This is a genomic window from Myxococcus dinghuensis, assembly GCF_024198235.1.
GTDB lineage: Bacteria > Myxococcota > Myxococcia > Myxococcales > Myxococcaceae > Myxococcus > Myxococcus dinghuensis.
The window spans coordinates 123,111-149,621 of record NZ_JAKCFB010000006.1; the positions used below are offsets into that span (position 1 = coordinate 123,111).

The following is a 26,511-nucleotide window of genomic DNA, read 5'->3' on the forward strand; positions in this document are numbered from 1 at the left end:
ATGGACCTGGATCCCCTCTGGTACAAGAAGGCCCTCATCTACGAGCTCCACCTGCGAGCGTTCTACGACTCCAACGGCGATGGCCACGGAGACATCCCGGGCCTCATCGAGAAGCTGCCGTACCTGCAGGACCTGGGCATCGACTGTCTGTGGATATTGCCGCACTACCCCTCGCCGCTGCGCGATGACGGCTACGACATCGCGGACTTCTACGGGGTGCATCCGGACTACGGCACGCTGGCGGACTTCCAGCGCCTGGTGGACGAGGCCCACAAGCGCGGCCTGCGCATCATCACCGAGCTGGTCGTCAACCACACCAGCGACCAGCACCCCTGGTTCCAGGAGGCGCGCAGCGACCCCAAGAGCCCCAAGCGCGACTGGTACGTGTGGAGCGACACGGATGACCAGTACAAGGGCGCGCGCATCATCTTCACCGACACCGAGCGCTCCAACTGGACGTGGGATCCGGTGGCCAAGCAGTACTTCTGGCACCGCTTCTTCAGCCACCAGCCGGACCTGAACTACGACAACCCCCAGGTGCAGGAGGCCATGCTGGACGTCATGCGCTTCTGGCTGAACATGGGCGTGGACGGCTTCCGCTGCGACGCGGTGCCCTACCTCTTCGAGCGCGAGGGCACCAACTGCGAGAACCTCACGGAGACGCACGCCTTCCTCAAGCGCCTGCGCAAGACGATCGACTCCGAATACCAGGGGAAGATGCTCCTGGCGGAGGCCAACCAGTGGCCCGCGGACGTCCGCGTCTACTTCGGTGACGGCGACGAGTTCCACATGGGCTTCCACTTCCCGGTCATGCCCCGGCTCTTCATGGGGGTGCGCCGCGAGGACCGCACGCCCATCGTCGAGATCATGCAGCAGACGCCGGACATCCCGGACAACTGCCAGTGGGCCATCTTCCTGCGCAACCACGACGAGCTGACGCTGGAGATGGTGACGGACGAGGACCGGGACTACATGTACCGGGAGTACGCGACGGACCCGCGCATGCGCATCAACCTGGGCATCCGCCGCAGGCTCGCGCCGCTGATGGACAACGGGCGCCGCCGCATCGAGCTGATGCATAGCCTGCTGTTCACCCTGCCCGGCACCCCCGTCCTCTACTACGGGGACGAGATCGGCATGGGCGACAACATCTACCTGGGCGACCGCAACGGCGTGCGCACGCCCATGCAGTGGACGGGGGATCGCAACGCGGGCTTCAGCCGCGCGGACTACGCGCGCCTCTACGCGCCCGTCATCGCAGACCCCGTCTACGGCTACCAGTCCATCAACGTCGAGGCGCAGGACCGGGTGAAGTCCAGCCTGCTGCAGTGGGTGAAGCGGATGATCCGCATCCGCCAGCGCTACCCGGTGTTCTCCTTGGGACGGCTGCGCTTCCTCCCGCTCGAGAACCGCAAGGTGCTGGCCTTCGTGCGCGAGTGGGAGGGCCAGACGGTGCTGGTGGTCTGCAACCTGTCCCGCTTCGCCCAGCCGGCGGTGCTGGACCTGAGCGAATGGGAGGGCCTGGTGCCCGTGGAGATGATTGGCGACACCCCGTTCCCGCGCATCAGCCCCCTGCCCTATCAGTTCTCGATGGGGCCCTACATGTTCCTCTGGTTCCGGCTGGACAAGCTCCAGACGGGAGGGAGCCCCACGTGACGACCCTCGACCTCACGAAGCTGCCCGAGTACCTCAAGCACCAGCGCTGGTTCGCCGGCAAGGCCTGGCCCATCAAGCACGTCACCGTGGTGGACCACGCCACGCTGGAGAGCACCCCCTGCAGCATGTCGCTCGCGGTGGTGGAGGTCGCCTACGAGCTGGGCCAACCCGAGCGCTACCTCCTGCCCGTCAAACCCTCGACGGACGGCGTGCGAGACGCGCTGGAGGACGACGACTGCCTGCGGGCCCTCTACGGGCTCATCCGCGACGCGGGCCAGCTCCCCTCCGCGTCGGGGCGCGTGGTGGGCGAGTGGATTGGCCGAGACGAGGGGCTGGCCGCTGGCCCCCAGACGCCCGTGCGCCGGCTGATGGTCGAGCAGAGCAACACCTCCGTCGTCCTGGGCGAGCAGGTCATCATCAAGGTCATCCGCAAGCTGGAGGCCGGGGTGAACCCGGAGCACGAGGTGGGGCGCTTCCTCGCCACGCGGACCACCTTCCGGGCGACGCCCACGCTCGTGGGGGCGCTGAGGCTGGAGGGCACCGCCGGCGCGACGCTCGCGCTGGCCCACCGGTTCATCCCCGACGCGACGGATGGCTGGAAGTACACGCTGGACCGGCTGCGCCAGGAGCGGCCGCTCGGGGAGCGATTCCTGTCGGAGATGGAGGACCTGGGCGCGCGCCTGGGCGACCTGCACCAGGCCTTCGGGTCCGCGCCGCCGGATGACCCGGCCTTCGCGCCGGAGCCGCTGCTCCAGGAGGACGTCCAGCGCTGGAGCGCCTCCCTCGTCGGGGAGCTGGGCGTGACGCTGGCGGCGGCCGGCAAGCTGCACACGGACCTGGAGGGCCGGAGGGATCGGCTCATCGAATACGCGCGGCGCCTGGCCCAGGTGCCGCCGTCCGGGCAGAAGATCCGCATCCACGGCGACCTGCACCTGGGGCAGGTGTTGCGAGCCAATGACCAGTGGCTCATCTTCGACTTCGAGGGCGAGCCGGCGCGGAGCTTCACGGCGCGGCGGGAGAAGTACAGCCCCCTGCGGGACGTGGCGGGGATGCTCCGCTCGTTCGACTACGCGGAGGCGACGGTGGCGCTGGAGGGCGGAACCCCGCGCGGACGCGTGGGGCCCAGCCGCGCGGCGTTCCTCGAGGGCTACCGCAAGACGACCCGGGGCGCGCCCTTCCTGCCCACGGACGAGGCCACCTTCGAGACGATGTTGCGCGCGTTCGAGTTGGAGAAGCTCCTGTACGAAGTGAGGTATGAGATGCAGAACCGGCCTGACTGGGTGCGAATCCCCGTCGAGGCCCTCTTGAGGATGGAGGAAGCCCCGTGAGGAAGCCCTCGGACAAGGCACAGGTCGACGCGGAGCTGCAGCGGATCTTCGAGCTCCGGCACCCGGAGCCGCACTCCGTGCTGGGCATCCACTCGGACGGCGACGGCGTGGTCGTGCGCGCCTTCCGCCCGGACGCCGTGGCCATCCACGTCCTGCCGGAGTTCGGGGGGCGCGTGCCCATGACCCACCGGCTGGGCGGCGTCTTCGAGGCCCGCATCAACGGCAGGGAGCAGACGTTCAACTACCTGCTGGAGGTGGAGTACCCCGGCAAGCGCGTCTTCAAGCTGCGCGACCCGTACAGCTTCCTGCCCACGCTCGGGGAGATGGACCTGTACTACGCCGGCGAGGGGCGCCACGAGCGGCTCTGGGAGCGCATGGGCGCGCACCTCATCCACCACAACGGCGTCAACGGCACCGCCTTCGCCGTGTGGGCTCCGACCGCCGCCGGCGTGTCGGTGGTGGGCGACTTCAACAGCTGGGACGGGCGGCTCCACGCCATGCGGCGCATGGGCGCCTCCGGCATCTGGGAGCTGTTCGTCCCCGAGGTGGGCGAAGGCGCGCGCTACAAGTTCGAGATCCGCCCGGGCCAGGGCGGCCGCGTGCTCAAGGCGGACCCCTTCGCCTTCCGCGCGGAGGTCCCTCCCGCCACGGCGTCCGTCGTCCACGACCTGAGCCGCTACGACTGGGGAGATGGTCGCTGGGTGGAGTCCCGCGGGGGGCGCGGCGACGTCGCGAACCAGCCGTGGAGCGTGTACGAGGTCCACCTGGGGAGCTGGCGCCGCGTCGTGGAGGACGGCGACCGGCCCATGACCTACCGGGAGCTGGCGCCCGCGCTGGCCGAGTACGTGAAGCACATGGGCTTCACGCACGTGGAGCTGCTGCCCGTGGCGGAGCACCCCTACGGAGGTTCCTGGGGCTACCAGGTGGGCAGCTACTACGCCCCCACCGCGCGCTTCGGCCACCCGGACGACCTGCGCTTCCTCGTCGACCAGCTCCACCAGCACGGAATCGGCGTCATCGTCGACTGGGTGCCGGGGCACTTCCCACGGGACACGCACGCGCTGGGGCAGTTCGACGGCACGGCCCTCTACGAGCACGCGGATCCACGCCAGGGCTCGCAGCCGGACTGGGGCACGCTGGTCTTCAACTTCGGGCGCAACGAGGTGCGCAACTTCCTCATCGCCAACGCGCTGTTCTGGATCGAGGAGTACCACGTCGATGGGCTTCGCGTGGACGCGGTGGCCTCGATGCTCTACCTCGACTACAGCCGCAAGCAGGGCGAGTGGGTCCCCAACCGCTGGGGCGGGCGGGAGAACGAGGAGGCCATCCAGTTCCTGCGCGAGCTCAACGACACCGTGCGCCGCAAGCACCCCGGCGTGGTGGTCATCGCGGAGGAGTCCACCGCGTGGCCCAAGGTCACCGCGCCCACCAGCGAGGGCGGCCTGGGCTTCCACTTCAAGTGGAACATGGGGTGGATGCACGACACGCTGTCGTACTTCTCGAAGGACCCCATCTACCGCCAGTACCACCACAACCAGCTCACGTTCGGGCTGCTGTATGCGTTCAGCGAGCACTTCATGTTGCCGCTGAGCCACGACGAGGTGGTGCACGGCAAGGGCAGCCTCTACGGCCGCATGCCGGGAGACCCGTGGCAGAAGCGCGCCAACCTGCGCGCGCTGTTCGCGTGGATGTGGGCGCACCCGGGCAAGAAGCTGGTCTTCATGGGCGGCGAGTTCGGGCAGCCCGCGGAGTGGAACCACGACAAGAGCCTGGACTGGCACCTGACCCAGGAGCCGGGACACGCCGGCATCCAGAAGCTCGTGGCCGACCTCAACCGCATCTACAAGGAGCTGCCCGCGCTCTACGACGCGGACAGCGAGCCGGTGGGCTTCCAGTGGCTCCAGCCGGACTCGGCCGCGGCGAACGTGCTCGCCTTCGTGCGGCGCTCGCGACAGCCGGGGCGCCACGTGGTGTGCGTGGCGAACCTGTCGCCCACGGTGCGAGAGGACTACCACGTGGGCTTCCCGATGCACGGGCGCTACGTGGAGGTGCTCAACAGCGACGCGGGCGAGTACGGCGGCTCCAACGTGGGCAACCAGGGACAGCTCCACACGGAGCCCATGGGGTGGGATGGACAGCCCGCCTCCGCGACCATCACCCTCCCCCCCCTGTCGGTGCTCTGGTTCACGCCGGGCTGACAGCCTTCTGGGGTCGACCGAGCTGGAGTCGGCGCACTCCAGACAGGACATCATGATCTACGACGTGATCATCGCGGGGGCCGGCCCGGTCGGCCTGTTCCTGGCCTGCGAGCTGCGGCTGGCGAAGCGCTCCGTGTTGGTGCTGGAGCAAGCGGAGGATCCACATTCCCCGCTGAAGCGACTCCCCTTCGGAATGCGGGGACTCTGGGGCCCGAGCATCGAAGCGTTCTACCGGCGCGGGCTGCTGGAGCGCGTCGCGTCGCAACGTCGCGCCGAGGGGGCCCAGGGCCAACCCAGACCCGGCTCCATCACGCCCGGCGCGCAGCTCCGAGGGCCGGCCGGCCACTTCGCGGGCATCCCGCTCGACTACGGCAACATCGACTCATCGCGGTGGACGTATCGACTGCCGGGCCCCGCCGATACCTTGTTGGGGAGTGAACTCGAGCACCTCGAGGACGTCCTCGCCGCTCACGCGGTCTCCCTCGGGGTGGAGCTCCACCGAGGCCAGGGGGTCGACGGCTTCGAGGCCTCGAGCGACGAAGTCACCGTCTTGTCCGGCGAGCGGCGCTTCCGCGCGCGGTGGCTCGTGGGCTGTGACGGAGGCCGCAGCACCGTCCGCAAGCAAGGTGGCTTCGAGTTCAGCGGGACCGAACCTCAGTTCACGGGCTATTCGGCCCAGGTCGAGCTCGCAGACCCGGAGAAGCTCCGCCTCGGCCGTCATTACACGCCCACCGGGATGTACACGCAGTGGCAGCCCGGCGTGCTCGCGCTGGTCGACTTCGATGGCGGAGCGCTCCATCGCACCCAGCCGCTCACGTGCGAGCACGTGCAAACGGTCCTGCGGCGCGTGTCCTGCACGGACGTGACCGTCACGGCCTTGAACCTCGCCTCGACCTGGACCGACCGCTCCTACCAGGCAACGACGTACCGGAAGGGCCGGGTGCTGCTGGCGGGAGACGCCGCGCACATCCATTCACCACTCGGTGGACAGGGTTTGAACCTCGGACTCGGGGATGCCATGAACCTCGGGTGGAAGCTCGCCGCGACCCTCCGAGGCGAAGCCCCGGACGGCTTGCTCGACAGCTACACCACGGAGCGACACCCCGTCGGCGCGCGCATCCTCGACTGGACGCGGGCCCAGGTCGAGCTGATGCGCCCCTCCCCTCATTCCCGAGCGCTCGAAGCCATCGTCCGCGACCTGATCGAGACGCGCGACGGCGCGACGTACTTCGCGGAACGCCTCTGGGGCGTGTCCCTCCGCTACGACCTCGGCGGCGAACACCCGTTGGTGGGCCGCAGCTGTCCGGACTTCGAGTGGGAGGACGGAACCCGGCTCGGCACCTGGCTCCGAGCCGGCACCGGACTGCTGTTGGACTTCGGCCGGCAGGCGTCACTCCAGACATTGGATGGCCATTGGGGTGACCAGGTCCGCCACGTGGCCAGCGACGTCAGGGAGCGATTGGGACTGAGCGCGCTGCTCGTGCGCCCTGATGGGTTCGTCGCCTGGGCAAGCGATACGACGCCCAACCCCGAGGACATCACACGCGCCGCGGAGAGATGGTTCGTCCCTCGCACACATATCAACAATCGCTCACATGAAAGTCTTTGAGCCCAAGGCCAATCAAATACACAGTCATGGTGTTTGATTTATCTTTGAGGTGCCTGAAAAGGCGATCATGTAGGCATTGTGGTTCCGGCCATGGCAAACGCGTCGTGGCGCCACCGCAGAAAACCACTACTGATTCGTTCAGGTAGGCATTTGACTCCTTGGAGGACACGGAGACCAACGCCCTTCCCTGGGCGAAATGCCTGCAGATGCGTTCAGGTGGGCATACGCCTCCGCCGTCGCCCGCGTCCTCACGGAATCGGGAGGGTTCGACTCACTGGTGATGCGTTCAGTGCCCGGCCCGAACGCAGATCGCGACGTGATCGCCGCATGCCCGAACAACTCAGCTCCAGGGTGATCCAGAAAATGACGATCCGTGAACCCGGGTCGAGTCTTCACGCGGGGTTGCGAGACGGAAAATCACTGAACATTGAATCATGTAGGCATGGACGCTTTGATCGACGGGGGAACGGGCTCGTGGTGGGCCTTCACCGATGCTCGGTCCCTCGACAGCAGGCGCGGCGAGCGGTGCGTCACGATTGCTGGCCCGGCTGGGCATCCCCACCCTGAGGGGATGGACGTTCGACCCGGAACGGAGGGAACCGCAGATGGCGCGTAAGAAGATCGACGAGGGGTACGGCGGTACCAGCGAGCAACGCCAGCGGCACCTTCAGGGCGACAACTTCTCCGAACGCGGACCGGAGACCCCCGCCGAAGCCGATGCGGTGCGCAGCACGCCGGACAAGGACGGAACGGTGGTGACCATCCATCCGCTCGAGGACGAGGACGAGCCCGACCTCTGGCGCGGAGAGCCGTGAGCGACCTCAGCGCATGAACAGGAAGTAGATCAACGCGCTCAGGACGATCGACACGGCGATGCTGCCCAGGCAGCCCAGGCGGTTCGAGAAGAAGAAGAACATGACCGAGCCAAATCTAATCCGGTGGTCGTGGTTCGGAAGCTGGGTTCGCCCGCCCCTACGAGGCTGAGTACGGCTCGAGCCGCCGTTCGTTCTCGTCGACGATGATTCGCGCGCCCATCGGAGGGAACGCACGCTGCGGGCATGCCTCGCGTTCGCAGACCTTGCACCCCGCGCCAATCGGCGTCGGGGCGGACGGGTCGTCGAGCGCGAGGCCCTTCGAATAGACGAGTCGTCCCGCATGGCTCACGTCGCAGCCGAGCGCGATGGCGAAGGTCTTCGTGGGCGAGCCATACCCCCCATGACCTCGCGACACCGTGCGCGCAATCCAGAGATAGGTCCGCCCGTCGGGCATCTGCGCCAGCTGCCGGAGGACGCGGCCCGGCTGCGCGAAGGCCTCGTAGACGTTCCACAGGGGACACGTGCCGCCGACACGGGAGAAGTGGAAATCCGTGGCTGACTGACGCTTGGAGATGTTCCCCGCGCGGTCCACACGGACGAAGAAGAAGGGGACGCCCCGCGCATCGCCCCGCTGGAGCGTGCTGAGGCGATGGCACGTCACCTCGAACCCGACCCCGAAGCGATGCCGGAGCAGGTCGATGTCGTACCGCAACGCCTCCGCCGCGCGCAGGAACTCCTGATAGGGCATGACGAGCGCCCCCGCGAAGTAGTTCGCCAGACCGATACGCGCCAACGCCCGGGTCTCGTCGCTCGAGAAGCTCGTCTCGTCCACGATCTTCTGGAGCAACGTCCCGAACTCGAGGAACGCGAGCTGGGTGGCCATCTGGAACGCCTGCTGGCCCGAGGTGAGGTGGCTCTCGAGCATCAGCGTGCGCTGGCTCGGAACGTACTTGCGCTGGGGGACCTCCGCATCCACGCCGCTCGTGGTGAGCACCTTGACGCCGTGCTTGCGCTCGAGGCGCGCCGCGAGCCCGCTCGCGGTATCACCCACCTGGAGCCTCGCCTCCTTGAAGAGCCGCTCCGCCGCCGTGTCGAGTTCGTCGATGTAGTTGTGTCGCGAATAGAAGAAGTCGCGCACCTCCTCGAATGGCATGAGGGGAAGCGGGGTCGACAGGTCCCGCGCGGAGCCGCCCAGCCGATCCACGAGCACATCCACCCGCTCGAGGGCCTCGCGCAACTGCCGATGCATCGCCACCAGCGCCCGCCCCACGGCGGGCATCCCCGTCGCGATCCCACGCAACTCCGCCACGGAGATGGATTCACCCGACACCGAGGCCGTCAGCGCCTCACGCATGTCGGAGATGAGGCGCGCCTCCTCCTCTTCCGAGAACACCTGCACGTCGACCCCGAAGACGGCGCTGACCTTCACCAGCACCGCGACGGTCAACGGGCGCTCATCGTTCTCGATCTGGTTGTAGTAGCTCGCCGACAACCCCAGCGCCCGCGCCGCCGCGCTCTGGCTCAGCCCGCGCTCCTCGCGCAGCCGCCGAAGCCGCATCCCCATGAAGCTCTTGCTCATCGCCTGACCACCATTCGCAAGATTCGCTAATTCGCAATATTCCTCACGCATTCATACGCCTTTTCAGGGGTTGGTCCACCCATTGAGCGTGCGTACTCTGCGAATCGGATTCGAGAGACCCCTCGCAGAGAGGGGCTCCGCCCGTGGTCCCATCCTCCTTGGCAGGTCCGCCGCGCTCCAGGCCGGGTCCATCGACTCGAAGCCGATCACGGAGCCCGGTGAAGACGAGGCGCCCCATGAGTGTTGCCAGCGTCAAGCTGTTGATCGACGGCAGGTTCGTCGAGTCGCGTTCATCCGAGTGGCGCGACGTCGTCAATCCCGCAACCCAGGCCACGCTCGCCCGCGTCCCCTTCGCGACCCACGAGGAGGTGATGGGCGCGGTGGCCAGCGCGAAGAAGGCCTTCGGCCCCTGGCGCTCCACGTCCATCGGCACACGCGCGCGCATCTTCCTCAAGTACCAGCAGCTGATTCGCGGCCACCAGAAGGAGATCGCCGCCCTCCTCACCGCCGAGCAAGGCAAGACGCTCGCCGACGCCGAGGGGGATGTCTTCCGCGGACTCGAGGTGGTGGAGCACGCGGCCAACATCGGCACGCTCCAGATGGGCGAGTTCGCGAACAACGTCGCCACTGGCGTGGACACCTTCACCCTCCAGCAGCCCCTCGGGGTCTGTGCGGGCATCACGCCCTTCAACTTCCCGGCGATGATTCCCTTGTGGATGTTCCCCATGGCCATCGCCTGTGGGAACACCTTCGTGCTGAAGCCCTCCGAACAGGACCCCATGTCCACGATGCGGCTGGTGGAGCTGGCGCTCGAGGCGGGGATTCCCCCGGGTGTGCTCAACGTGGTGCACGGGGGCGCCGCGGCCGTGGACGCGCTCTGCGACCACCCGGACATCAAGGCGGTGTCCTTCGTCGGGTCGACCCGTGTCGGCACCCACGTGCATCGACGCGCCTCCCTCGCGGGCAAGCGCGTGCAGTGCATGATGGGCGCGAAGAACCACGCGGTGGTCCTCTCGGATGCCCACCGGGAGCAGACCCTGAACAACCTGGTCGGCGCCGCGTTCGGCGCCGCGGGGCAACGTTGCATGGCCGTCTCCGTGGCGGTGCTGGTGGGCGAGGCGGGCGCCTGGATTCCGGACCTCGTCGAGCGGGCGAAGAAGCTCACCGTGGGCGATGGCGCGGCCCAGGGCACGGACGTCGGTCCACTCATCTCCGCCGCGGCTCGCGCTCGGGTGGAGCAGCTCATCGCGCGGGGCCAGGAAGAAGGCGCGAAGCTGGAGCTGGATGGCCGGCGGCCCGCGCTCTCGGAGGCCGTCGCCCACGGCCACTTCGTCGGCCCCACCATCTTCTCCGGCGTCAAGCCAGGCAGCGCGCTCTACGACGAGGAGATCTTTGGTCCGGTGCTCTGTCTGATGAGCGCCGCCAGCCTCGACGAGGCCATCTCGCTCATCAACGCCAACCCGAACGGCAACGGCACGGCTCTCTTCACCCGCTCCGGCGCGGCGGCCCGCCGGTTCAAGGAGGAGGTCGACGTGGGTCAGGTCGGCATCAACGTACCCATCCCCGTGCCAGTCCCCCTCTTCTCCTTCACCGGCTCTCGCGGCTCGAAGCTGGGGGACCTGGGGCCCTACGGCAAGCAGGTGGTGCTGTTCTACACGCAGACGAAGACCGTCACCGAGCGCTGGTTCGACGACGCGACGACCACGGGCGGCGTCAACACCACCATCAGCCTGCGCTGAACGACGCCCATGGACTTCGAGCTCTCGGACACCCAGCGCGACGCCCAGCAGCGAGCTCGCGCCTTCGCGGAGCGCGAGCTCGCCCCACACGCGGCCCGCTGGGACGCCGAGGGCACCTTCCCCCGAGACGCCCTCACCCAGGCGGCGCGACTGGGCTACTGCGGGCTCTACGCCGAGTCGCGGCAGGGAGGCCTGGGGCTGGGGCGGCTCGATGCGACGCTCGTCTTCGAGGAGCTCGCCGCGGCCTGCCCCTCCACCGCTGCCTACCTCACCATCCACAACATGGTGGCCTGGGTCGCGAGCCGGTGGGCCGACACCGAGCACGCCTCCAGTTGGGCGCGACGGCTCACCTCCGGGCACTCGCTCGCCTCGTACTGTCTGTCTGAACCGGAGGCCGGCTCGGACGCCGCGTCGCTGCGGACGACCGCAACGCGCGACGGCAACGACTACGTCCTCGAGGGAACCAAGGCCTTCGTCTCTGGCTCCGGCGTCACGGAGGCCCTCCTCGTCATCGCGCGCACCGGCGCCAGCGGCGCCCAGGGACTCACCGCGTTCCTGATCCCCGCGAGCACGCGCGGCATCCAACTGGGCCCCCCCGAGGAGAAGCTCGGCTGGCGCAACCAGCCGACCCGCACGGTCCACTTCGAACGCGTTCGGGTCCCCGCGGACCTCCGCCTCGGACAAGAGGGCGAAGGGTTCCGCATCGCGATGCAGGCGCTCGACGGCGAGCGCGTCAACCTGGCCATCTGCTCCGTCGGAGCGGCGCAGGCCGCGCTCGACGCCGCGCGACAGCACCTCCACCGGCGCAGCCAGTTCAACCGCAAGCTCGCGGGCTTCCAGTCCGTCCAGTTCAAGTTCGCCGGCATGGCGACGGACCTCGTCGCCGCGCGGCAGATGGCGAGGCTTGCGGCGTCCATGCTCGACAGCCGCTCGCCCCAGGCCACCGTCTACTGCGCCATGGCCAAGCAGGTCGCCACGGACACGGGCTTCCGCATCTGCAACGAAGCCCTCCAGCTCCATGGTGGCTACGGGTACCTGCGCAGGTATCCGCTGGAGCGCTACCTGCGCGACACGCGCGTCCATCAGATCCTCGGCGGCACCAACGAGATCATGCGCGTCATCGTCTCACGGTACCTGCTCGACGAGGTGACGGCCGGAGGTGGCGATGGACTTTGAACTCTCCGACGCGCAGCGCGCCTTCCGTGACACCGCCCGGGAGTTCGCCGCGCAGGAGCTGGCGCCAAACGCGGCCCGCTGGGACGCCGAGGGCCTGTTCCCGCGCGAGGTCCTGACCCGAGCGGGGCAGCTCGGCTTCTGTGGCATGTACGCCGACGAGCGCCACGGCGGCCTGGGCCTCGGCCGCCTGGACTCGGCGCTCATCTTCGAGGAACTCGCCGCGGCCTGCACGTCGACCACGGCCTACCTCACCATCCACAACATGGCGACGTGGCTCGTCACCCGCTGGGCCCAGCCCGCCGTCGCGGCACACTGGGGGCCTCGGCTCACCTCGGGCCAGACGCTCGCGTCCTATTGCCTCACCGAACCCGACGCGGGCTCCGATGCCGCGGCGCTGAGCACCCGCGCCACCCGCGAGCACGAAACCTACGTGCTCAACGGGACCAAGGCCTTCATCTCCGGAGCGGGCGCCACGGACGTCCTGGTCGTCATGGCCCGCACGGGCGCGGAAGGCGCGGAGGGCATCTCCGCCTTCCTGGTCCCCGCGGACACGGACGGTGTCAGCTACGGACGCAACGAGGAGAAGCTCGGCTGGCACAGCCAGCCCACGCGGACCGTCTTCCTCGAGAACGTGCGCATCCCCGCCGACCACCTCCTCGGGCAGGAGGGAGAGGGGTTCCGCATCGCGATGAAGGCGCTCGACGGGGGGCGCATCAACATCGCGACGTGCTCGATTGGCGTCGGACGGGCAGCGCTCGAGGCAGCGCGGCGACACCTGCTCGAACGCTCCCAGTTCAAGCAGAAGCTCGCGAGCTTCCAGGCGCTGCGGTTCAAGGCCGCGGAGATGGCCACGGACCTCGTCGTCGCCCGGCAGATGGTCCGGCTGGCGGCCGCCAAGCTCGACGGCGGCTCCTCCCAGGCCACCGTCTACTGCGCCATGGCCAAGCAGATCGCCACCGACGCGGGCTTCCGCATCTGCAACGAGGCCCTCCAACTGCACGGAGGCTACGGCTACATGCGCGAGTACCCGCTGGAGCGGTACCTGCGCGATGCCCGGGTCCACCAGATCCTCGAAGGCACCAACGAGATCATGCGCGTCATCATCTCCCGGCGCCTGCTCGACGAAGCGTTTCACGAGGAGGTCCGATGACGAAAGAGTACGAGGGGTTGCAATGGGAGCGCCGTGGGCACGTGGCGCTCGTCACGCTCGCCCATCCTCCGGCGAACACCTGGACCGGGGAGAGCCTGGCCGCGCTCGCGGACCTGGTCCGGACACTGGATGACGACCGCGACGTCTATGCCCTCGTCCTCACCGGACAGGGGGAGAAGTTCTTCTCCGCGGGGGCGGATCTCAAGACCTTCGCGGACGGAGACAAGGCGGTGGCACGGGAGATGGCCCGCCGCTTCGGTATCGCCTTCGAAACGCTCGCCGGGTTCCGTGGCCTGACCATCGCCGCGTTGAACGGCTACGCGATGGGCGGCGGGCTCGAATGCGCGCTGGCGTGTGACCTGCGTGTCGCCGAGGAGCACGCCATCCTCGCGCTGCCCGAGGCCAGCGTGGGGCTGCTGCCCTGCGCGGGAGGAACGCAGTGGCTGCCCTGGCTCGTGGGCGAAGGCTGGGCCAAGCGGATGATCCTGTGTGGCGAGCGCGTGGATGCCGCCACGGCGCTGCGCATCGGCCTGGTGGAGGAACTCGTCCCCCGGGGCCAGGGCCCCCGCCGAGCGCTGGAGCTGGCGGCGCTCGTGGAGAAGCAGAGTCCCACGAGCGTGGCCGCATGCAAGCGCCTCATCCAGGCAGCTCGCGCCCACCCTCCGCGCGGAGTGCTGCCCTCGGAACGCGAGGCGTTCGTGGACCTGTTCGACAGCCAGGACCAACGCGAGGGCGTCGCGGCCTTCCTCGCCAAGCGCGCCCCCCAGTGGCGCAACGCCTGAGGACTCCGCCATGGGTGACGTCGTCCGCTTCGAAGAGCTGTCCACGTCCGACGGTCGCCGCTTCGGCCTCGCGACCCTCGACACGCCGGAGTCCCTCAACGCCCTGTCGCTCGAGATGGTCCGCGCCCTGACACCCAGGTTGCGACAGTGGGAGCAGGACTCCGCCATCGTCGGGGTGTTGCTGCGCGGCGCGGGCGACAAGGCCTTCTGCGCCGGAGGCGATCTGCGGGCGCTGTACCAGTCACTCCGGGAAAGCGCCGGGGTCAGCGACTACGCCCGGGGCTTCTTCGCGGAGGAGTACGAGCTGGACCACCTCATCCACACCTACGCCAAGCCCTTCATCTGCTGGGGCCACGGCATCGTCATGGGCGGCGGGATGGGCCTCATGGCGGGCGCGTCCCACCGCGTGGTGACCGCGCGGAGCCGGCTGGCAATGCCAGAGATCAGCGTGGGACTCTATCCCGACGTTGGCGGGAGCTGGGTGCTCGGACGGATCCCCGGGCACCTCGGGCTCTTCCTCGCCCTCACCGGGGCCCCCCTCAATGCCGCCGATGCCCTCTTCTGCGGGCTCGCCGACCACTACGTCGGGGCCCAGGACGACACCGCGCTGTTGGCGGCCCTGCGCGCGGCTTCCTGGAGCGGAGCGCCCGAGGACCACCGGCACACGCTTTCCCGGCTGTTGAGCGCTCTGTCCTCGCGCGAGCTGCCCGAGTCCAACGTACGCCGTCACTTCGACCTGCTCCGCGAGCTGATGGCCGGCGGCAGCCTGCTCGAAATCGCCTCCCGACTCCGCGGGCTGCGGACCGAAGACCCCTGGCTGTCCACCGCGGTCGCGACGTTCCAGAGAGGATCGCCCACGTCCGCGGCGCTGTCCTTCGAGCTGGCTCGACGCGCAAGGCACCTGTCCCTCGCGGAGGTCTTCCGCCTCGAATACACGGTCTCCCTGGGCTGCTGCGCGCACCCTGACTTCGTCGAGGGCATCCGCGCGCTTCTCATCAGCAAGGACCGCACGCCCCGCTGGACCCCGGACTCGCTGGAGGCCGTCAGCAAGGACCTGGTCGAAGACCACTTCCAACCCCGCTTCACCGGACGACACCCCCTGGCGTCGCTGGAGAGGAGCACACCATGAAGCTCGCGTTCCTGGGGCTCGGCAACATGGGCCGGCCCATGGCCATCAACCTGCACAAGGCCGGGCACGAGGTCGTGGGGTTCGACCCCGCGCCACGCGCCAGTCAGCGCCTTTCGGACGCGGGCATCCGCACCGCCCCCTCCGCGCGGACCGCCGCGGAGGGCTCCGCGGCGATCATCAGCATGCTGCCCGCGGGCGAGCACGTCGAAGCCCTCTACCTGGGCGACGACGGGCTGCTCGCCCACCTCGCGCCGAGCACGTTGGTCATCGACTGCAGCACCATCTCCGCGGAGAGCGCGCGCAAGGTGGGGGCGGCGGCGGTGGCGCGCGGCATCGGCTGTATCGACGCGCCCGTCTCCGGGGGCACCGCCGGCGCCGAGGCGGGCACGCTGACGTTCATGGTGGGCGGAGCGGCCGAGGTCCTCGAGCGCGCGCGCCCGCTCCTCGAGCAGATGGGCAAGAACGTCTTCCACGCGGGCCCCATCGGCGCCGGCCAGCTCACGAAGATGTGCAACAACCTGATGCTCGCCATCCAGATGGTGGGCGCCGCCGAAGCGCTCTCCCTGGGCGCGGCCAATGGCCTGTCGCCGCAGGTGCTCTCGGACATCATGAAGCGCAGCTCCGGCGGCAACTGGGTGCTGGAGAAGTACAACCCCGTGCCCGGCGTGATGGACGGGACTCCCGCCACCCGAGGGTACAGCGGCGGCTTCGGCACCCACCTCATGCTCAAGGACCTGGGACTGGCGCAGGAGAACGCCGTGGCCGTGCGCGCGGCGACTCCGCTGGGAAGCCTCGCCCGGAGCCTCTACGCCGCCCACTGCCTCGCGGGCCATGGCGACCTCGATTTCTCCAGCATCATCCGCATGTTCCTGAAGTCCTGAGCATCAACCGGTGACGCACGTTCGCCGCCGTGAAGGAAACCGCACATGACGACGCCAGCAACATCCCTCGGCCATCCGCGCTTCGGAGGCCACCGTGAGCTCAAGAAGGCCCTGGAGTCCTATTGGGGCGGGAAGAGTGCCGCCGGCGACCTGCTGACCACCGCGGCTGACCTGCGCCGTCGACACTGGACGACGATGAAGGCCAAGGGCCTCACGCACGTGCCCTGCAACGACTTCTCGCTCTATGACCACGTGCTCGACATGGCGGTGTGCCTGGGCGTGGTTCCGGAGCGCTACCAATCCCTGCGAGACCCCCTGGAGCGCTACTTCGCCATGGCGCGCGGGCACCAGGATGGGCAACGCGGGCTCGACCTCGCCGCGCTCGAGATGACGAAGTGGTTCGACACCAACTACCACTACATCGTGCCCGAGCTCGAAGTGGGCCAGCGCTTCGCCCTGGATGCCACCAAGCTGCTCGCGGAGCTCGAGGAGGCGCGCAACCTCCAACTCGAGCCGCGCCCCGTCTTGCTCGGGCCGCTCTCCTTCCTCCTGCTCTCGAAGCACGCGCCCCACGCTCCGAAGGATGCCTCGACCCTGGCGCTGCTCGACGCCGTACTGCCCGTGTACGAACAACTGCTGGCGGTGCTCGCCGCGCGGGACGTGTCCTGGGTCCAGCTCGACGAGCCCTGCCTCGTGCTGGACCTCTCGCCCGGCGCGCGCGCGGCCTACGAGCAGGGGCTGCGGAGGCTGAGCCAGTTGCGCCAGCGGCCCCGGCTGTTGCTCGCCACCTACTTCGGCGAGCTCGGCGCGAACCTGTCGCTGGCGACCGGCTCGGGCTTCGAAGCGCTGCACGTGGACCTGGTGCGCGCGCCCTCCCAACTCGACGCCGTCCTGCGGTCCCTGCCGGCCACCATGGGCCTCTCCGTGGGCGTCGTGGATGGCCGAAATGTCTGGAGGACGGACCTCGACGCCGCACACCAGCTCGTCCGCCGCGCGGTCCGAAAGCTCGGCGCGGACCGCGTCCTCGTCGCCCCATCCTGCTCCCTGCTCCATGTCCCCGAGGACCTCGACAACGAGCGCAAGCTCGATCCAGAGGTCAAGAGCTGGCTGTCCTTCGCGAACCAGAAGCTCGACGAGGTCCGGGCCCTGGCGAACGCTTCCGAGGAGGACGCGCCCACCGCGGAGGACTTCACGAGGGCTCGAGCGGCCATCGCCGTGAGGCGCGCGTCGCCGCGCACCCGGAACGCCACCGTCCGGACGCGGATGCGCACGGTCGATGCGTCCATGTCGCGCCGGGCGGCCCCCTTCCATGAGCGGGCCCGTCGCCATCATGAGCGGCTGCGCCTGCCCGTGCTGCCCACCACCACCATCGGCTCGTTCCCCCAGACAAGCGACGTGAGAGGCGCTCGCGCAGCCTGGCGCGCGGGCCACATGAGCGCGGCGGAGTACGACACCTTCCTGAAGGAGGAGACGCGCCGCTGCATCCAGAAGCAGGAGGCCATCGGCCTGGACGTGCTCGTGCATGGTGAGTTCGAGCGCAACGACATGGTGGAATACTTCGGCGAGCAGCTCGACGGCTTCGTCTTCACCGAGAACGGCTGGGTCCAGAGCTACGGCTCGCGCTGCGTGAAGCCTCCCCTGCTCTACGGCGACGTCGCGCGTCCCCGTTCGATGACCGTCGCCTGGTCCACCTACGCGCAGTCCCTCACGCCCCTCCCCGTCAAGGGGATGCTGACCGGGCCCGTCACCATCCTCCAGTGGTCGTTCGTGCGCGACGACCAGCCTCGGGGCGAGACGTGCCAGCAGATCGCCCTCGCCCTGCGCGACGAGGTCCAGGACCTGGAGGCCGCGGGCATCTCCATCATCCAGGTGGACGAGCCCGCCATCCGCGAGGGGCTCCCCCTGCGGCGTCAGGACTGGAAGGAGTACCTGCGGTGGGCGGTCGACGCCTTCAAGGTCGCCACCAGCGGGGTCCGGGACGAGACGCAGATCCACACCCATATGTGCTACTCGGAGTTCGGCGAAATCCTGGACGACATCGCGCGCATGGACGCGGATGTGCTCTCCATCGAGACCTCGCGCTCCAAGCTGGAGCTGCTGGTCGACTTCGCCCACTTCAAGTACCCCAATGAGATCGGTCCGGGCGTCTACGACATCCATTCCCCCCGCGTGCCGTCGCGGGAGGAGATGGTGGACCTGCTCGAGAAGGCCCGCTCCGTGCTGCCCGCGAGCCAACTCTGGGTGAACCCGGACTGCGGTCTGAAGACCCGCGGCTGGCCGGAGGTGGAGGCCGCGCTCACCCACATGGTGGCGGCCGCGAAGGTGATGCGGGAGCGGCTCGAGGGCGCCTCCCGCCCGCGGAGCGAATGACGACGCGCGAAGACGGCCTCGCGCGGCTCGGCTGGGGGCGGCCCTTCGAGGAGGTGCTCGCCGCGCACCCCTCCAGGGGCACCCACCTGCCCGCGCGGGTGGTCCGGCAGGAGCGCACCTGGTTCGACGTGGACACGGGGCTGCGACAGATACGGGCGAGCATCGCGGGGACGCTGCGGCACCACACGACGAGCCTCGCGCAGTTGCCCGTCATCGGGGATTGGGTGTTGGTCGCGCGGGAAGCGGAGGAGGCGGGCCACGAGCGTCTGCGGATGGAGCACGTGCTCACGCGCAGGAGCGTGCTGCTGCGCCGGAAGGTCGGCGCGGCACCGGAGGCACAGCCGCTCGCCGCGAACGTCGACTTGGCGCTCGTGGTGGTGGGGTTGGACCGGCCGCTGAACCCGGGCCTGCTCGAGCGCGCCACCGTGATGGCTCGCGCGGGAGGTGTCCAGCCCGTCGTGGTGTTGAACAAGTTGGACTTGAGTGAGGAATGGGAGGAACAGGTGGACGAAGCGCGCCAGCTCCTGCCCGCCGTGCAAGTCCTGGCGGTCAGTGCCCAGACGGGAATCGGTACCCAGGCGTTCGCGGCGCTGGTCGGCACCGGCAGGACCGCCGTCCTGGTGGGCGCGTCCGGCGTCGGGAAGTCCACGCTGCTCAACCACTTGATGGGGACAGGCGCGATGCGGACACGCGCCGTCCGCGAAGAGGACCGCAAGGGCATCCACACGACGACCCACCGTCAACTGTTCCAACTGCCCGGCGGGGGGCTGCTCATCGACGGGCCGGGGATCCGAGAGCTCGGGCTGCTGGGCGGTAGCGCGAGCCTGGACGCCACCTTCCCGGAGGTCAGCGCCTCCGCGCGCAGGTGCTTCCACCGGGCCTGCCAGCACCAAGACGAGCCAGGCTGCGCGGTCCGAAAAGACCTTCGCGAAGGCCGCCTGTCGGCGGCGCGCGTGGAGGAGTACCTGAAGCTCCTCGCCGAGTTGAGCGGCAGCGGGCAGCCCAGACGCCGCAGAGGTTCCCCCCGAAGTCGCTCCTGAAAGTCGCTGTCCCACAACGCGAGAGGTCTCCATGAGTCAGTCTCCCCCCTCGACACCAGGCGCGCGGTTCCGCGCCGCCGTCGAACGTGAACGCCCCCTCCAGGTGGTCGGCGCCATCAACGCCAACCACGCTCTGCTCGCGCGCCGGGAGGGTTTCCAAGCCATCTACCTCTCCGGCGGCGGCGTCGCCGCCGGCTCGCTGGGGGTGCCAGACCTGGGCATCTCCACGCTCGACGATGTCCTGACGGACATCCGGCGGGTGACGGACGTCTGTGACCTGCCCCTCCTCGTGGACGTGGACACGGGCTTCGGCCCGAGCGCGTTCAACATCGCCCGGACCACCCGCTCGCTCATCAAGGCCGGCGCGGCGGCGATGCACCTCGAGGACCAGGTGGGCGCCAAGCGCTGTGGCCACCGCCCCAACAAGGAAATCGTCTCGAGCGAGGAGATGGTCGACCGCATCAAGGCGGCCGTCGACGCGCGCACCGACGCGAACTTCGTCATCATGGCCCGCACGGACGCGCTCGCGGTGGAGGGAGAGGCGCGCGCCATCGAGCGCGCCGTGGCCTGCGTCGAGGCGGGCGCCGACATGATCTTCCCCGAGGCGATGACCCGCCTGGACCAGTACCGGCGCTTCGTGGACGCGGTGAAGGTGCCCGTCCTCGCGAACATCACCGAGTTCGGCGCCACGCCGCTGTTCACGACGGCCGAGTTGGCGTCCGCCGGCGTGGCGCTCGTCCTCTATCCGCTGTCCGCGTTCCGGGCCATGAACAAGGCGGCGCAGAACGTCTACCGCGCCATCCGCCGGGACGGCACCCAGCGTGACGTCGTCGAGACGATGCAGACCCGAGCGGAGCTCTACGACGTCATCGACTACCACGCGTTCGAGCAGAAGCTCGACGCCCTCTTCGCGAAAGGCAGGAAGGAATGATGAACGACAAGGTCGAAACGCGCGCCGTCGCAGGAGGCAAGAAGTCCGTGGCGCTCTCCGGCGTCGAGGCGGGGACGACGGCGCTGAGCACCGTCGGGCACCACGGCAATGACCTGCACTACCGGGGTTACGACATCCTGGACATCGCGAAGAGCTGCGAGTTCGAGGAGGTCGCCCACCTTTTGGTTCACGGCCACCTCCCGAACGAGGCCGAGCTGGAGGCCTACAAGACCAGGCTGTGCGCCCTGCGCGGCCTGCCCACCGCGGTCCGGACGGCGCTCGAGCAGTTGCCGCCGTCCACCCACCCCATGGACGTGCTGCGCACGGGCGTATCGGTGATGGGCTGCAGCGAGCCGGAGAAGGACGACCACAACGCGCCCGGAGCCCGCGACATCGCGGACCGCCTGCTCGCCTCGCTCGGCTCCATGTTGCTGTACTGGCACCACTACGCCCACAACGGCCGGCGCATCGAGGTCGCCACGGACGACGCCTCCATCGGCGAGCACTTCCTGCACCTGCTGCATGGCCGCAAGCCGTCCGCCGAGTGGGCGAGGGCCATGCACACCAGCCTCATCCTCTACGCGGAGCACGAGTTCAACGCGTCCACCTTCGCGTGCCGCGTGGTCGCGGGGACGGGCTCGGACATCTACTCCGCCATCGGCGGCGGCATCGGCGCCCTGCGCGGCCCCAAGCACGGCGGCGCCAACGAGGTCGCGCTGGAGATCCAGAAGCGCTACGCGTCCGCGGACGAGGCGGAGGCGGACATCCGCCGGCGCATCGCGAACAAGGAGGTCATCATCGGCTTCGGCCACCCGGTCTACACGGTGGCCGACCCTCGGAACCAGGTCATCAAGGAGGTGGCCCGCTCCCTGTCGCAGTCGGCGCGCTCGATGCGACTGTTCGACATCGCCGAGCGGCTCGAGACGGTGATGTGGGACGTGAAGAAGATGTTCCCCAACCTCGATTGGTTCAGCGCGGTCAGCTACCACCAGATGGGGATTCCCACGGCCATGTTCACGCCGTTGTTCGTGATCGCGCGCACCACCGGCTGGAGCGCGCACGTTCTCGAGCAGCGCGCCGACAACAAGATCATCCGCCCCAGCGCCCGCTATGTCGGCCCGGAAAACCGGCCCTTCGTCTCCCTCTCCAATCGCGCGTAACCCACTCACCCATGAGCAACCACTTCTCGACCCACCGCCCCCCGTTCGACGCGGTCATCCAGGACATCGTCGACTACGTGATGAAGGCGGAGCCCCCCACCCCGCTGGCCCACGAGACGGCGCGGCTCTGCCTTCTGGACACCCTGGGCTGCGGGCTGGAGGCACTCGAGTACCCCGCATGCACGAAGCTGCTCGGCCCCGTCGTCCCGGGCACCGTCGTCCCGCACGGAGCGAAGGTCCCGGGGACGTCCTACCAGTTGGACCCCGTCCAGGCGGCCTTCAACCTGGGGGTCATGATTCGTTGGCTCGACTTCAACGACACCTGGCTCGCCGCGGAGTGGGGACACCCCTCGGACAACCTGGGCGGGATTCTCGCCACCGCGGACTGGCTCTCTCGGACCGCCGTGGCCGCGGGCAAATCCCCGCTCACGATGCGCTCGGTCCTCACGGCCATGGTCCGCGCCCACGAAATCCAGGGGTGCCTCGCGCTGGAGAACTCCTTCAACCGCGTCGGGCTCGACCACGTCATCCTGGTGAAGGTGGCCACCACCGCCGTCGTCGCGCACATGCTGGGGCTCTCCCGGGAGGAGATCATGAACGCGGTGTCCCTGGCCTGGGTGGACGGACAGAGCCTGCGCACCTATCGGCACGCGCCGAACACCGGCTCGCGCAAGTCCTGGGCCGCGGGGGACGCGACCGCGCGCGGCGTCCGGCTCGCGCTCATCGCCCGCACCGGCGAGATGGGCTACCCCTCCGCGCTGACAGCCAAGACGTGGGGCTTCTACGACGTCTCGTTCAAGGGAAAGCCGTTCCAGTTCCAGCGCCCCTACGGCTCGTATGTGATGGAGAACGTGCTGTTCAAGATCTCCTTCCCGGCGGAGTTCCACTCACAGACTGCCGTGGAGGCGGCCATGAGCCTTCATGGCGAGCTCGCCCGGCGCGGGAAGAGCACGGCGGACATCGCGCGCATCTCCATCCGGACGCACGAGGCGTGCATCCGCATCATCGACAAGAAGGGGCCGCTCGCGAACCCCGCGGACCGGGACCACTGCATCCAGTACATGGTCGCGGTACCGCTACTCTTCGGGCGCCTCACCGCCGCCGACTACGAGGACCGCGTCGCGTCCGACCCGCGCATCGACGAACTCCGGGAGAAGACGGTGTGCGTCGAGGACCCCGCCTTCACGCGGGACTACCACGACCCGGAGAAGCGCTCGATCGCCAACGGCCTCACCGTCACGCTGAAGGACGGCACCACCCTGCCTGAGGTGGTCGTCGAGTATCCGGTCGGTCACAAGCGGCGTAGGACCGAGGGCATTCCCCTGTTGGAGGCGAAGTTCCGGCGGAACCTGGAGCGGCGCTTCGCAGAGAAGCAGCGCGACAGGATTCTCGCGCTGTCCCTCGATGCACACCGCCTCGACGAGACGCCCGTCCACGAGTACGTGGACGCCTTCGTCGCGTAGCGCTCCGGCGGCTCCCCATCCGGCCGACGGGGGCTCTCCCCAACTGGGTGGGGAGCCCCTCGGAGGAGAGGAAGAGGGACGCGGTGTCCTGCCATCCGCCTCCTTCCTCGCGGCTCGGGCGTGGGCTCGGCCTCCTCCTTGTGACGCTCTCCGCACGATATGCGGGAGAGTCGCGAGGCCGGTGTGACGCCAACGCCACTCGCCCGACCTCCCGCGAGCCGGGTGTTCGATGGAGCGCGCACACATCCCGGGCAAGCGACCCTCTGGCTTGCGAACCCCCTCCAGACCGACTACGAAGACCTCGTGCTGCGCGTGCTGCTGATCCTCTTGCTGGTGCACGGCCTCGTGCCTTCCTTCGGGGAAGCCATCGAGCTGGTCGTTCACTACGCCAGCACCGGTCACGTCGCGCATGAGCAGGTCGATGAGTCGGACCTCGGCGACCTCGGTCGAGAGCATGGTTGCGGCCCGACCCAGCACCACTGCGGGTGCTGCGTGAGTCAGTTCGTCGCACCCGCGGCGCCCCCCATCGAACTCGCCGTCACGCGAAGCGCCTCCCAGAAGGTCATCGGGAAGGCGCTGCGTGAAACCGGCGCGTTCGCTTCTAGGCTGCTGCGTCCGCCCATAGGGGCGTAGGCCGACCTGGTCGCTGCTCGTCTTCCTCGAGCGAGTCTTCTCGCCGGACGCCGTCGCGTGCCCGACGGGAGGTTTCCAGGTCGCGCTGACGGCGCTCGCCCTCCCCTCTCTCATTCGACACGTGTCGTCCGCGCATCGTCACGCGTGGGCGCGTCCCAGCACGGGCCGCGTCCGCGCGGACGGACGTGAGAGTCGGGCCACCGCCCTCCCAACCTAGCGCTGCGTCATGGCTCGCGCGCCGTCCCGCAAGGGAACGGCAAGGGAGTCGTCCATCCACCCCTCGGCGGCCCTCCGCTCCGAGCGGCGTGCGCGTCCTCGCGGCCGTATTCCGCCGGGCGCCGCACCCGCGCGTCGCGCGTCCGCTGACCTCCACCTTCCTGGTACGCGCCACGTGTTCCCTCGACCTCTCCGTCTCGCAGCGCTGCTCCTCGTCGCCTCGGCGCCGGCCCTCGCGGCCCGCCCCCTGACGATGGAGCAATCCGTCGCACTCGCCCTGGAGCGCAGCCCCCGGCTCATCGAAGAGAGGGCCGAGGCCGCGTCGGCCCAGGCCCTGCTCGAAGGGGCTTCCCGCCTCGTCCAGGACAATCCCCAGCTCCAGGCCGCCGTCGGCCCACGCATCCGCGACGTGGGCAACACCGTCGAAATCAACGTGGGCCTCAGCCAGCCCCTCGAGCTCTTCGGACAGCGGGGCGCCCGGAAGGAGGCGGCGAGAGCCACCGTCGCCGCGCGTCAGTCCCGGCTGGAGTCCTCGAAGGTGGAGCTCGCCGCGGAGGTGCGACAGGCCTTCGGCGCGGTGCTGGCGTCCGAACAAGCGCTGGCCTTGGCCCAGGACGCGCTGTCCCTCGCGGAGGAAGGTCGCAAGGCCGCGGAGGAGCGGCTCAAGGCTGGCGCGGCCTCCCACATCGAGGTGAACACGGCGCGGGTCGATCTGGGACGCGCCCAGAGCGAGCGGGTCCGGGCCGAGCGGCGGCGGACCCGGGCCCACACCGAGCTGAAGCTCCTGCTCGGCCTCGACCCGAGCGAACCCATCACCCCGGACGGCGAGCTTCGTGCCGACGTGGAGCCTGCCCCCAGCCTCGCCTCGCTGGTCGAGAAGGCGGTGAGCCAGCGCCAGGACGTGGAGGCCGCCCGGTTCGAACACGAGGCGGCCCAGGCGGAGTCGCGACTCGCCCGTCGCCAGGCCCTGCCCACGCCCAGCCTCGGCGTGAGCTACGGCCGCGAGGAGGACAGCAACATCCTCCAGGGGACGATTGGCATCGACCTCCCCTTGTTCGACCGCAACCAGGCCGCGCGGGGCGTGAGCTCCGCGCGTGAGCGACAGGCCCGGGAGAACCTCGCCGCGCTCGAGCGATTCGCGCGCACCGAGGTGGAGCTCGCGTTCAACCGGTACCTCACGGCCCAGGCCGCCGCCGAGGTGTTCGGCGGAGACGTCCTCTCCGCCCTCCAGGAGAACCTGAGCCTCGTCACCGAAGCGTACCGGGCGGGCAAGGTGGACTTCCTGCAACTGCTCATCATCCGCCGCGACGCCCTCGACGCGCGCCGCGGCTACATCGAGGCGCTCGAGGAGCTCAACAGCGCCAAGGCTCAACTCCTGAAGGCCGTGGGGAACATCCAATGAACACCTCTGTCTATCGCTCCGTCCTGGTGGCGCTGGCCGTCCTCTTCAGCGGCTGCACCGGCAAGCAGTCCACCCCTCCTCCGGAGACGGCCACGAAGGCCCCCGCCACGGACGAACCGCACGGCGAAGGCGCCGGGGCGCATGGCGGCGCGGACGACCAGGACCACGAGGAGCTCATCACCCTCACGCCCGAAGCCGCTCGCGCGGCGCGCCTGGAGCTCGGACAGGCCCAGCTCAAGCCGCTCGCGTCCGGCCTCTCCGTCCCGGCCCGCCTCACGTTCACCCAAGACGGCGTGTCCAAGGTCGCCTCACGTGTTCCTGGGAGACTCGACTCCATCGCCGTCGTCCTGGGCCAGAAGGTGAAGAAGGGTCAGGTGCTCGGCCACCTGGACAGCCCGGAGCTGGGACAGGCGCGAGCGGACTACCTCTCCGCGGCCACCAAGGCGCGCGTGGCCGAGGCCAACTACCGCCGTGAGCAGGAACTGCTCGCCAAGGGCATCACCAGCGAACGGGAGATGCGCGAAGCGGAGAGCGCCTTCGTCACCGCCCAGGCCGAGCGCAACGCGGCGGATGGGAGGCTCCACGCGCTGGGGCTGTCCGACGGGGAGATCGCCACCCTGCGAGCCAACGAGCACTACAGCTCGCGCTTCCCCGCCGTCAGCCCGATGAACGGCACCGTGGTGGAGAGCCAGGGCACCGTGGGACAGGCCGTCGAGGCCACCACCTCGCTCTTCACCGTCGCCGACCTCTCACGGCTCTGGGCGCTGCTGGACCTCCCGGAGTCCCAGCTCGCGCGGATCCGCGCGGGTCAGGACGTCGTGCTCACCGTCCAGGCGCTCCCCGGGAAGCGCTTCGGCGGGGAGGTCGGCTACATCGGCGACATCGTCGACGAGAAGACCCGCACCATCCCCGTGCGGGTCGTGGTGGCCAATGACGACGGGGCGCTCAAGCCCGGGATGTTCGCGCAGGCGGAGATCGCCACCACGGCCGCGACGACGGACGCGGGCTCCAGCGGGCGCGTGGTCGTCCCCCGAGAAGCCGTCCAGCAAGTGGGAGAGGAGCAGGTCGTCTTCGTTCCCGTCGCCGCGTATCAGTTCCGCCCCGTCGAGGTCCGGACGGGCGCCAGCTCCGCCACCGAGGTGGAGCTCCTCTCCGGTCTCGAACCCGGCGCGCACTTCGTCACCCAGGGCGCCTTCATCCTCAAGTCCGAGCTCTCCAAGGAGAGCATGGGCGAGGGCCACTCCCACTAGGGGG

Annotated in this window: 20 protein-coding genes; 19 read left to right on the top strand and 1 reads right to left on the bottom strand. The window is 69.2% G+C overall.

Features of this window, described 5'->3' with window-relative positions:
- From treS to LZ198_RS11150, 5 genes are all read left to right on the top strand, one after another.
- Positions 1–1,656 (top strand): maltose alpha-D-glucosyltransferase, encoded by a 1,656-nt coding sequence (gene treS / locus LZ198_RS11130; RefSeq protein ID WP_253971894.1) that lies wholly within the window; start codon positions 1–3, stop codon positions 1,654–1,656.
- Positions 1,653–2,984, top strand: coding sequence for a maltokinase N-terminal cap-like domain-containing protein (locus LZ198_RS11135; RefSeq protein WP_253971895.1), 1,332 nt, complete (start codon positions 1,653–1,655; stop codon positions 2,982–2,984). Before treS ends, LZ198_RS11135 begins: the two co-directional genes overlap by 4 nt.
- Entirely contained in the window at positions 2,981–5,182 is a 2,202-nt protein-coding gene (glgB, locus tag LZ198_RS11140) for a 1,4-alpha-glucan branching protein GlgB (protein WP_253971896.1), read from the top strand. Before LZ198_RS11135 ends, glgB begins: the two co-directional genes overlap by 4 nt.
- 52 nt (positions 5,183–5,234) lie before the next feature.
- Positions 5,235–6,791: an FAD-dependent monooxygenase gene (locus tag LZ198_RS11145; protein WP_253971897.1), complete on the top strand. Its 1,557-nt coding sequence runs from the start codon at positions 5,235–5,237 to the stop codon at positions 6,789–6,791.
- Between the two features lie 605 nt (positions 6,792–7,396).
- Positions 7,397–7,606 (top strand): hypothetical protein, encoded by a 210-nt coding sequence (locus LZ198_RS11150; protein ID WP_253971898.1) that lies wholly within the window; start codon positions 7,397–7,399, stop codon positions 7,604–7,606.
- Positions 7,607–7,763: 157 nt separating this feature from the next.
- On the opposite strand, the gene LZ198_RS11155 is transcribed toward LZ198_RS11150, so the two are convergent.
- Positions 7,764–9,185, bottom strand: a complete 1,422-nt coding sequence (locus tag LZ198_RS11155) for a short-chain fatty acyl-CoA regulator family protein (RefSeq protein ID WP_253971899.1) — start codon at positions 9,183–9,185, stop codon at positions 7,764–7,766.
- A gap of 236 nt (positions 9,186–9,421) precedes the next feature.
- Between LZ198_RS11155 and LZ198_RS11160 the strand changes: the two genes are divergently transcribed.
- From LZ198_RS11160 to LZ198_RS11225, 14 genes are all read left to right on the top strand, one after another.
- Positions 9,422–10,924: a CoA-acylating methylmalonate-semialdehyde dehydrogenase gene (locus tag LZ198_RS11160; RefSeq protein ID WP_253971900.1), complete on the top strand. Its 1,503-nt coding sequence runs from the start codon at positions 9,422–9,424 to the stop codon at positions 10,922–10,924.
- Positions 10,925–10,933: 9 nt separating this feature from the next.
- Entirely contained in the window at positions 10,934–12,100 is a 1,167-nt protein-coding gene (locus LZ198_RS11165) for an acyl-CoA dehydrogenase family protein (protein ID WP_253971901.1), read from the top strand.
- A complete protein-coding gene (locus LZ198_RS11170) occupies positions 12,090–13,250 on the top strand; it encodes an acyl-CoA dehydrogenase family protein (protein ID WP_253971902.1) in 1,161 nt (386 codons plus the stop codon). Before LZ198_RS11165 ends, LZ198_RS11170 begins: the two co-directional genes overlap by 11 nt.
- Positions 13,247–14,032, top strand: a complete 786-nt coding sequence (locus tag LZ198_RS11175; protein WP_253971903.1) for an enoyl-CoA hydratase — start codon at positions 13,247–13,249, stop codon at positions 14,030–14,032. The genes LZ198_RS11170 and LZ198_RS11175 overlap by 4 nt, the downstream gene beginning before the upstream one ends.
- Before the next feature lie 10 nt (positions 14,033–14,042).
- Positions 14,043–15,161, top strand: a complete 1,119-nt coding sequence (locus LZ198_RS11180; protein ID WP_253971904.1) for an enoyl-CoA hydratase/isomerase family protein — start codon at positions 14,043–14,045, stop codon at positions 15,159–15,161.
- On the top strand, positions 15,158–16,042 hold the full coding sequence (gene mmsB / locus LZ198_RS11185) for a 3-hydroxyisobutyrate dehydrogenase (RefSeq protein WP_253971905.1): 885 nt from the start codon (positions 15,158–15,160) through the stop codon (positions 16,040–16,042). Before LZ198_RS11180 ends, mmsB begins: the two co-directional genes overlap by 4 nt.
- 45 nt (positions 16,043–16,087) lie before the next feature.
- Complete coding sequence (gene metE / locus LZ198_RS11190) at positions 16,088–18,412, top strand: 5-methyltetrahydropteroyltriglutamate--homocysteine S-methyltransferase (RefSeq protein WP_253971906.1); 2,325 nt, start codon at positions 16,088–16,090, stop codon at positions 18,410–18,412.
- A complete protein-coding gene (gene rsgA, locus LZ198_RS11195; RefSeq protein WP_253971907.1) occupies positions 18,409–19,452 on the top strand; it encodes a ribosome small subunit-dependent GTPase A in 1,044 nt (347 codons plus the stop codon). Before metE ends, rsgA begins: the two co-directional genes overlap by 4 nt.
- 31 nt (positions 19,453–19,483) lie before the next feature.
- Positions 19,484–20,383: a methylisocitrate lyase gene (gene prpB / locus LZ198_RS11200; RefSeq protein ID WP_253971908.1), complete on the top strand. Its 900-nt coding sequence runs from the start codon at positions 19,484–19,486 to the stop codon at positions 20,381–20,383.
- The gene (prpC, locus tag LZ198_RS11205; RefSeq protein ID WP_253971909.1) at positions 20,383–21,543 is read left to right on the top strand and encodes a bifunctional 2-methylcitrate synthase/citrate synthase; all 1,161 of its coding nucleotides are present in this window, start codon (positions 20,383–20,385) and stop codon (positions 21,541–21,543) included. Before prpB ends, prpC begins: the two co-directional genes overlap by 1 nt.
- A gap of 11 nt (positions 21,544–21,554) precedes the next feature.
- Positions 21,555–23,006, top strand: coding sequence for a bifunctional 2-methylcitrate dehydratase/aconitate hydratase (locus LZ198_RS11210; RefSeq protein ID WP_253971910.1), 1,452 nt, complete (start codon positions 21,555–21,557; stop codon positions 23,004–23,006).
- Positions 23,007–23,309: 303 nt separating this feature from the next.
- A complete protein-coding gene (locus LZ198_RS11215; RefSeq protein WP_253971911.1) occupies positions 23,310–23,639 on the top strand; it encodes a hypothetical protein in 330 nt (109 codons plus the stop codon).
- A 391-nt stretch (positions 23,640–24,030) separates the two neighbouring features.
- A complete protein-coding gene (locus LZ198_RS11220; RefSeq protein WP_253971912.1) occupies positions 24,031–25,257 on the top strand; it encodes a TolC family protein in 1,227 nt (408 codons plus the stop codon).
- Positions 25,254–26,507, top strand: a complete 1,254-nt coding sequence (locus LZ198_RS11225; protein WP_253971913.1) for an efflux RND transporter periplasmic adaptor subunit — start codon at positions 25,254–25,256, stop codon at positions 26,505–26,507. Before LZ198_RS11220 ends, LZ198_RS11225 begins: the two co-directional genes overlap by 4 nt.
- Positions 26,508–26,511: the final 4 nt, after the last annotated feature.

Bases quoted from the DNA above. Each gene is read 5' to 3' on its own strand.
- treS (WP_253971894.1), top strand. From the start codon at position 1: ATGGACCTGGATCCCCTCTGGTACAAGAAGGCCCTCATCTACGAGCTC.
- LZ198_RS11145 (WP_253971897.1), top strand. From the start codon at position 5,235: ATGATCTACGACGTGATCATCGCGGGGGCCGGCCCGGTCGGCCTGTTC.
- LZ198_RS11150 (WP_253971898.1), top strand. From the start codon at position 7,397: ATGGCGCGTAAGAAGATCGACGAGGGGTACGGCGGTACCAGCGAGCAA.
- LZ198_RS11155 (WP_253971899.1), bottom strand. From the start codon at position 9,185: ATGAGCAAGAGCTTCATGGGGATGCGGCTTCGGCGGCTGCGCGAGGAG.
- LZ198_RS11160 (WP_253971900.1), top strand. From the start codon at position 9,422: ATGAGTGTTGCCAGCGTCAAGCTGTTGATCGACGGCAGGTTCGTCGAG.
- LZ198_RS11165 (WP_253971901.1), top strand. From the start codon at position 10,934: ATGGACTTCGAGCTCTCGGACACCCAGCGCGACGCCCAGCAGCGAGCT.
- LZ198_RS11170 (WP_253971902.1), top strand. From the start codon at position 12,090: ATGGACTTTGAACTCTCCGACGCGCAGCGCGCCTTCCGTGACACCGCC.
- LZ198_RS11175 (WP_253971903.1), top strand. From the start codon at position 13,247: ATGACGAAAGAGTACGAGGGGTTGCAATGGGAGCGCCGTGGGCACGTG.
- LZ198_RS11180 (WP_253971904.1), top strand. From the start codon at position 14,043: ATGGGTGACGTCGTCCGCTTCGAAGAGCTGTCCACGTCCGACGGTCGC.
- mmsB (WP_253971905.1), top strand. From the start codon at position 15,158: ATGAAGCTCGCGTTCCTGGGGCTCGGCAACATGGGCCGGCCCATGGCC.
- metE (WP_253971906.1), top strand. From the start codon at position 16,088: ATGACGACGCCAGCAACATCCCTCGGCCATCCGCGCTTCGGAGGCCAC.
- rsgA (WP_253971907.1), top strand. From the start codon at position 18,409: ATGACGACGCGCGAAGACGGCCTCGCGCGGCTCGGCTGGGGGCGGCCC.
- prpB (WP_253971908.1), top strand. From the start codon at position 19,484: ATGAGTCAGTCTCCCCCCTCGACACCAGGCGCGCGGTTCCGCGCCGCC.
- prpC (WP_253971909.1), top strand. From the start codon at position 20,383: ATGAACGACAAGGTCGAAACGCGCGCCGTCGCAGGAGGCAAGAAGTCC.
- LZ198_RS11210 (WP_253971910.1), top strand. From the start codon at position 21,555: ATGAGCAACCACTTCTCGACCCACCGCCCCCCGTTCGACGCGGTCATC.
- LZ198_RS11225 (WP_253971913.1), top strand. From the start codon at position 25,254: ATGAACACCTCTGTCTATCGCTCCGTCCTGGTGGCGCTGGCCGTCCTC.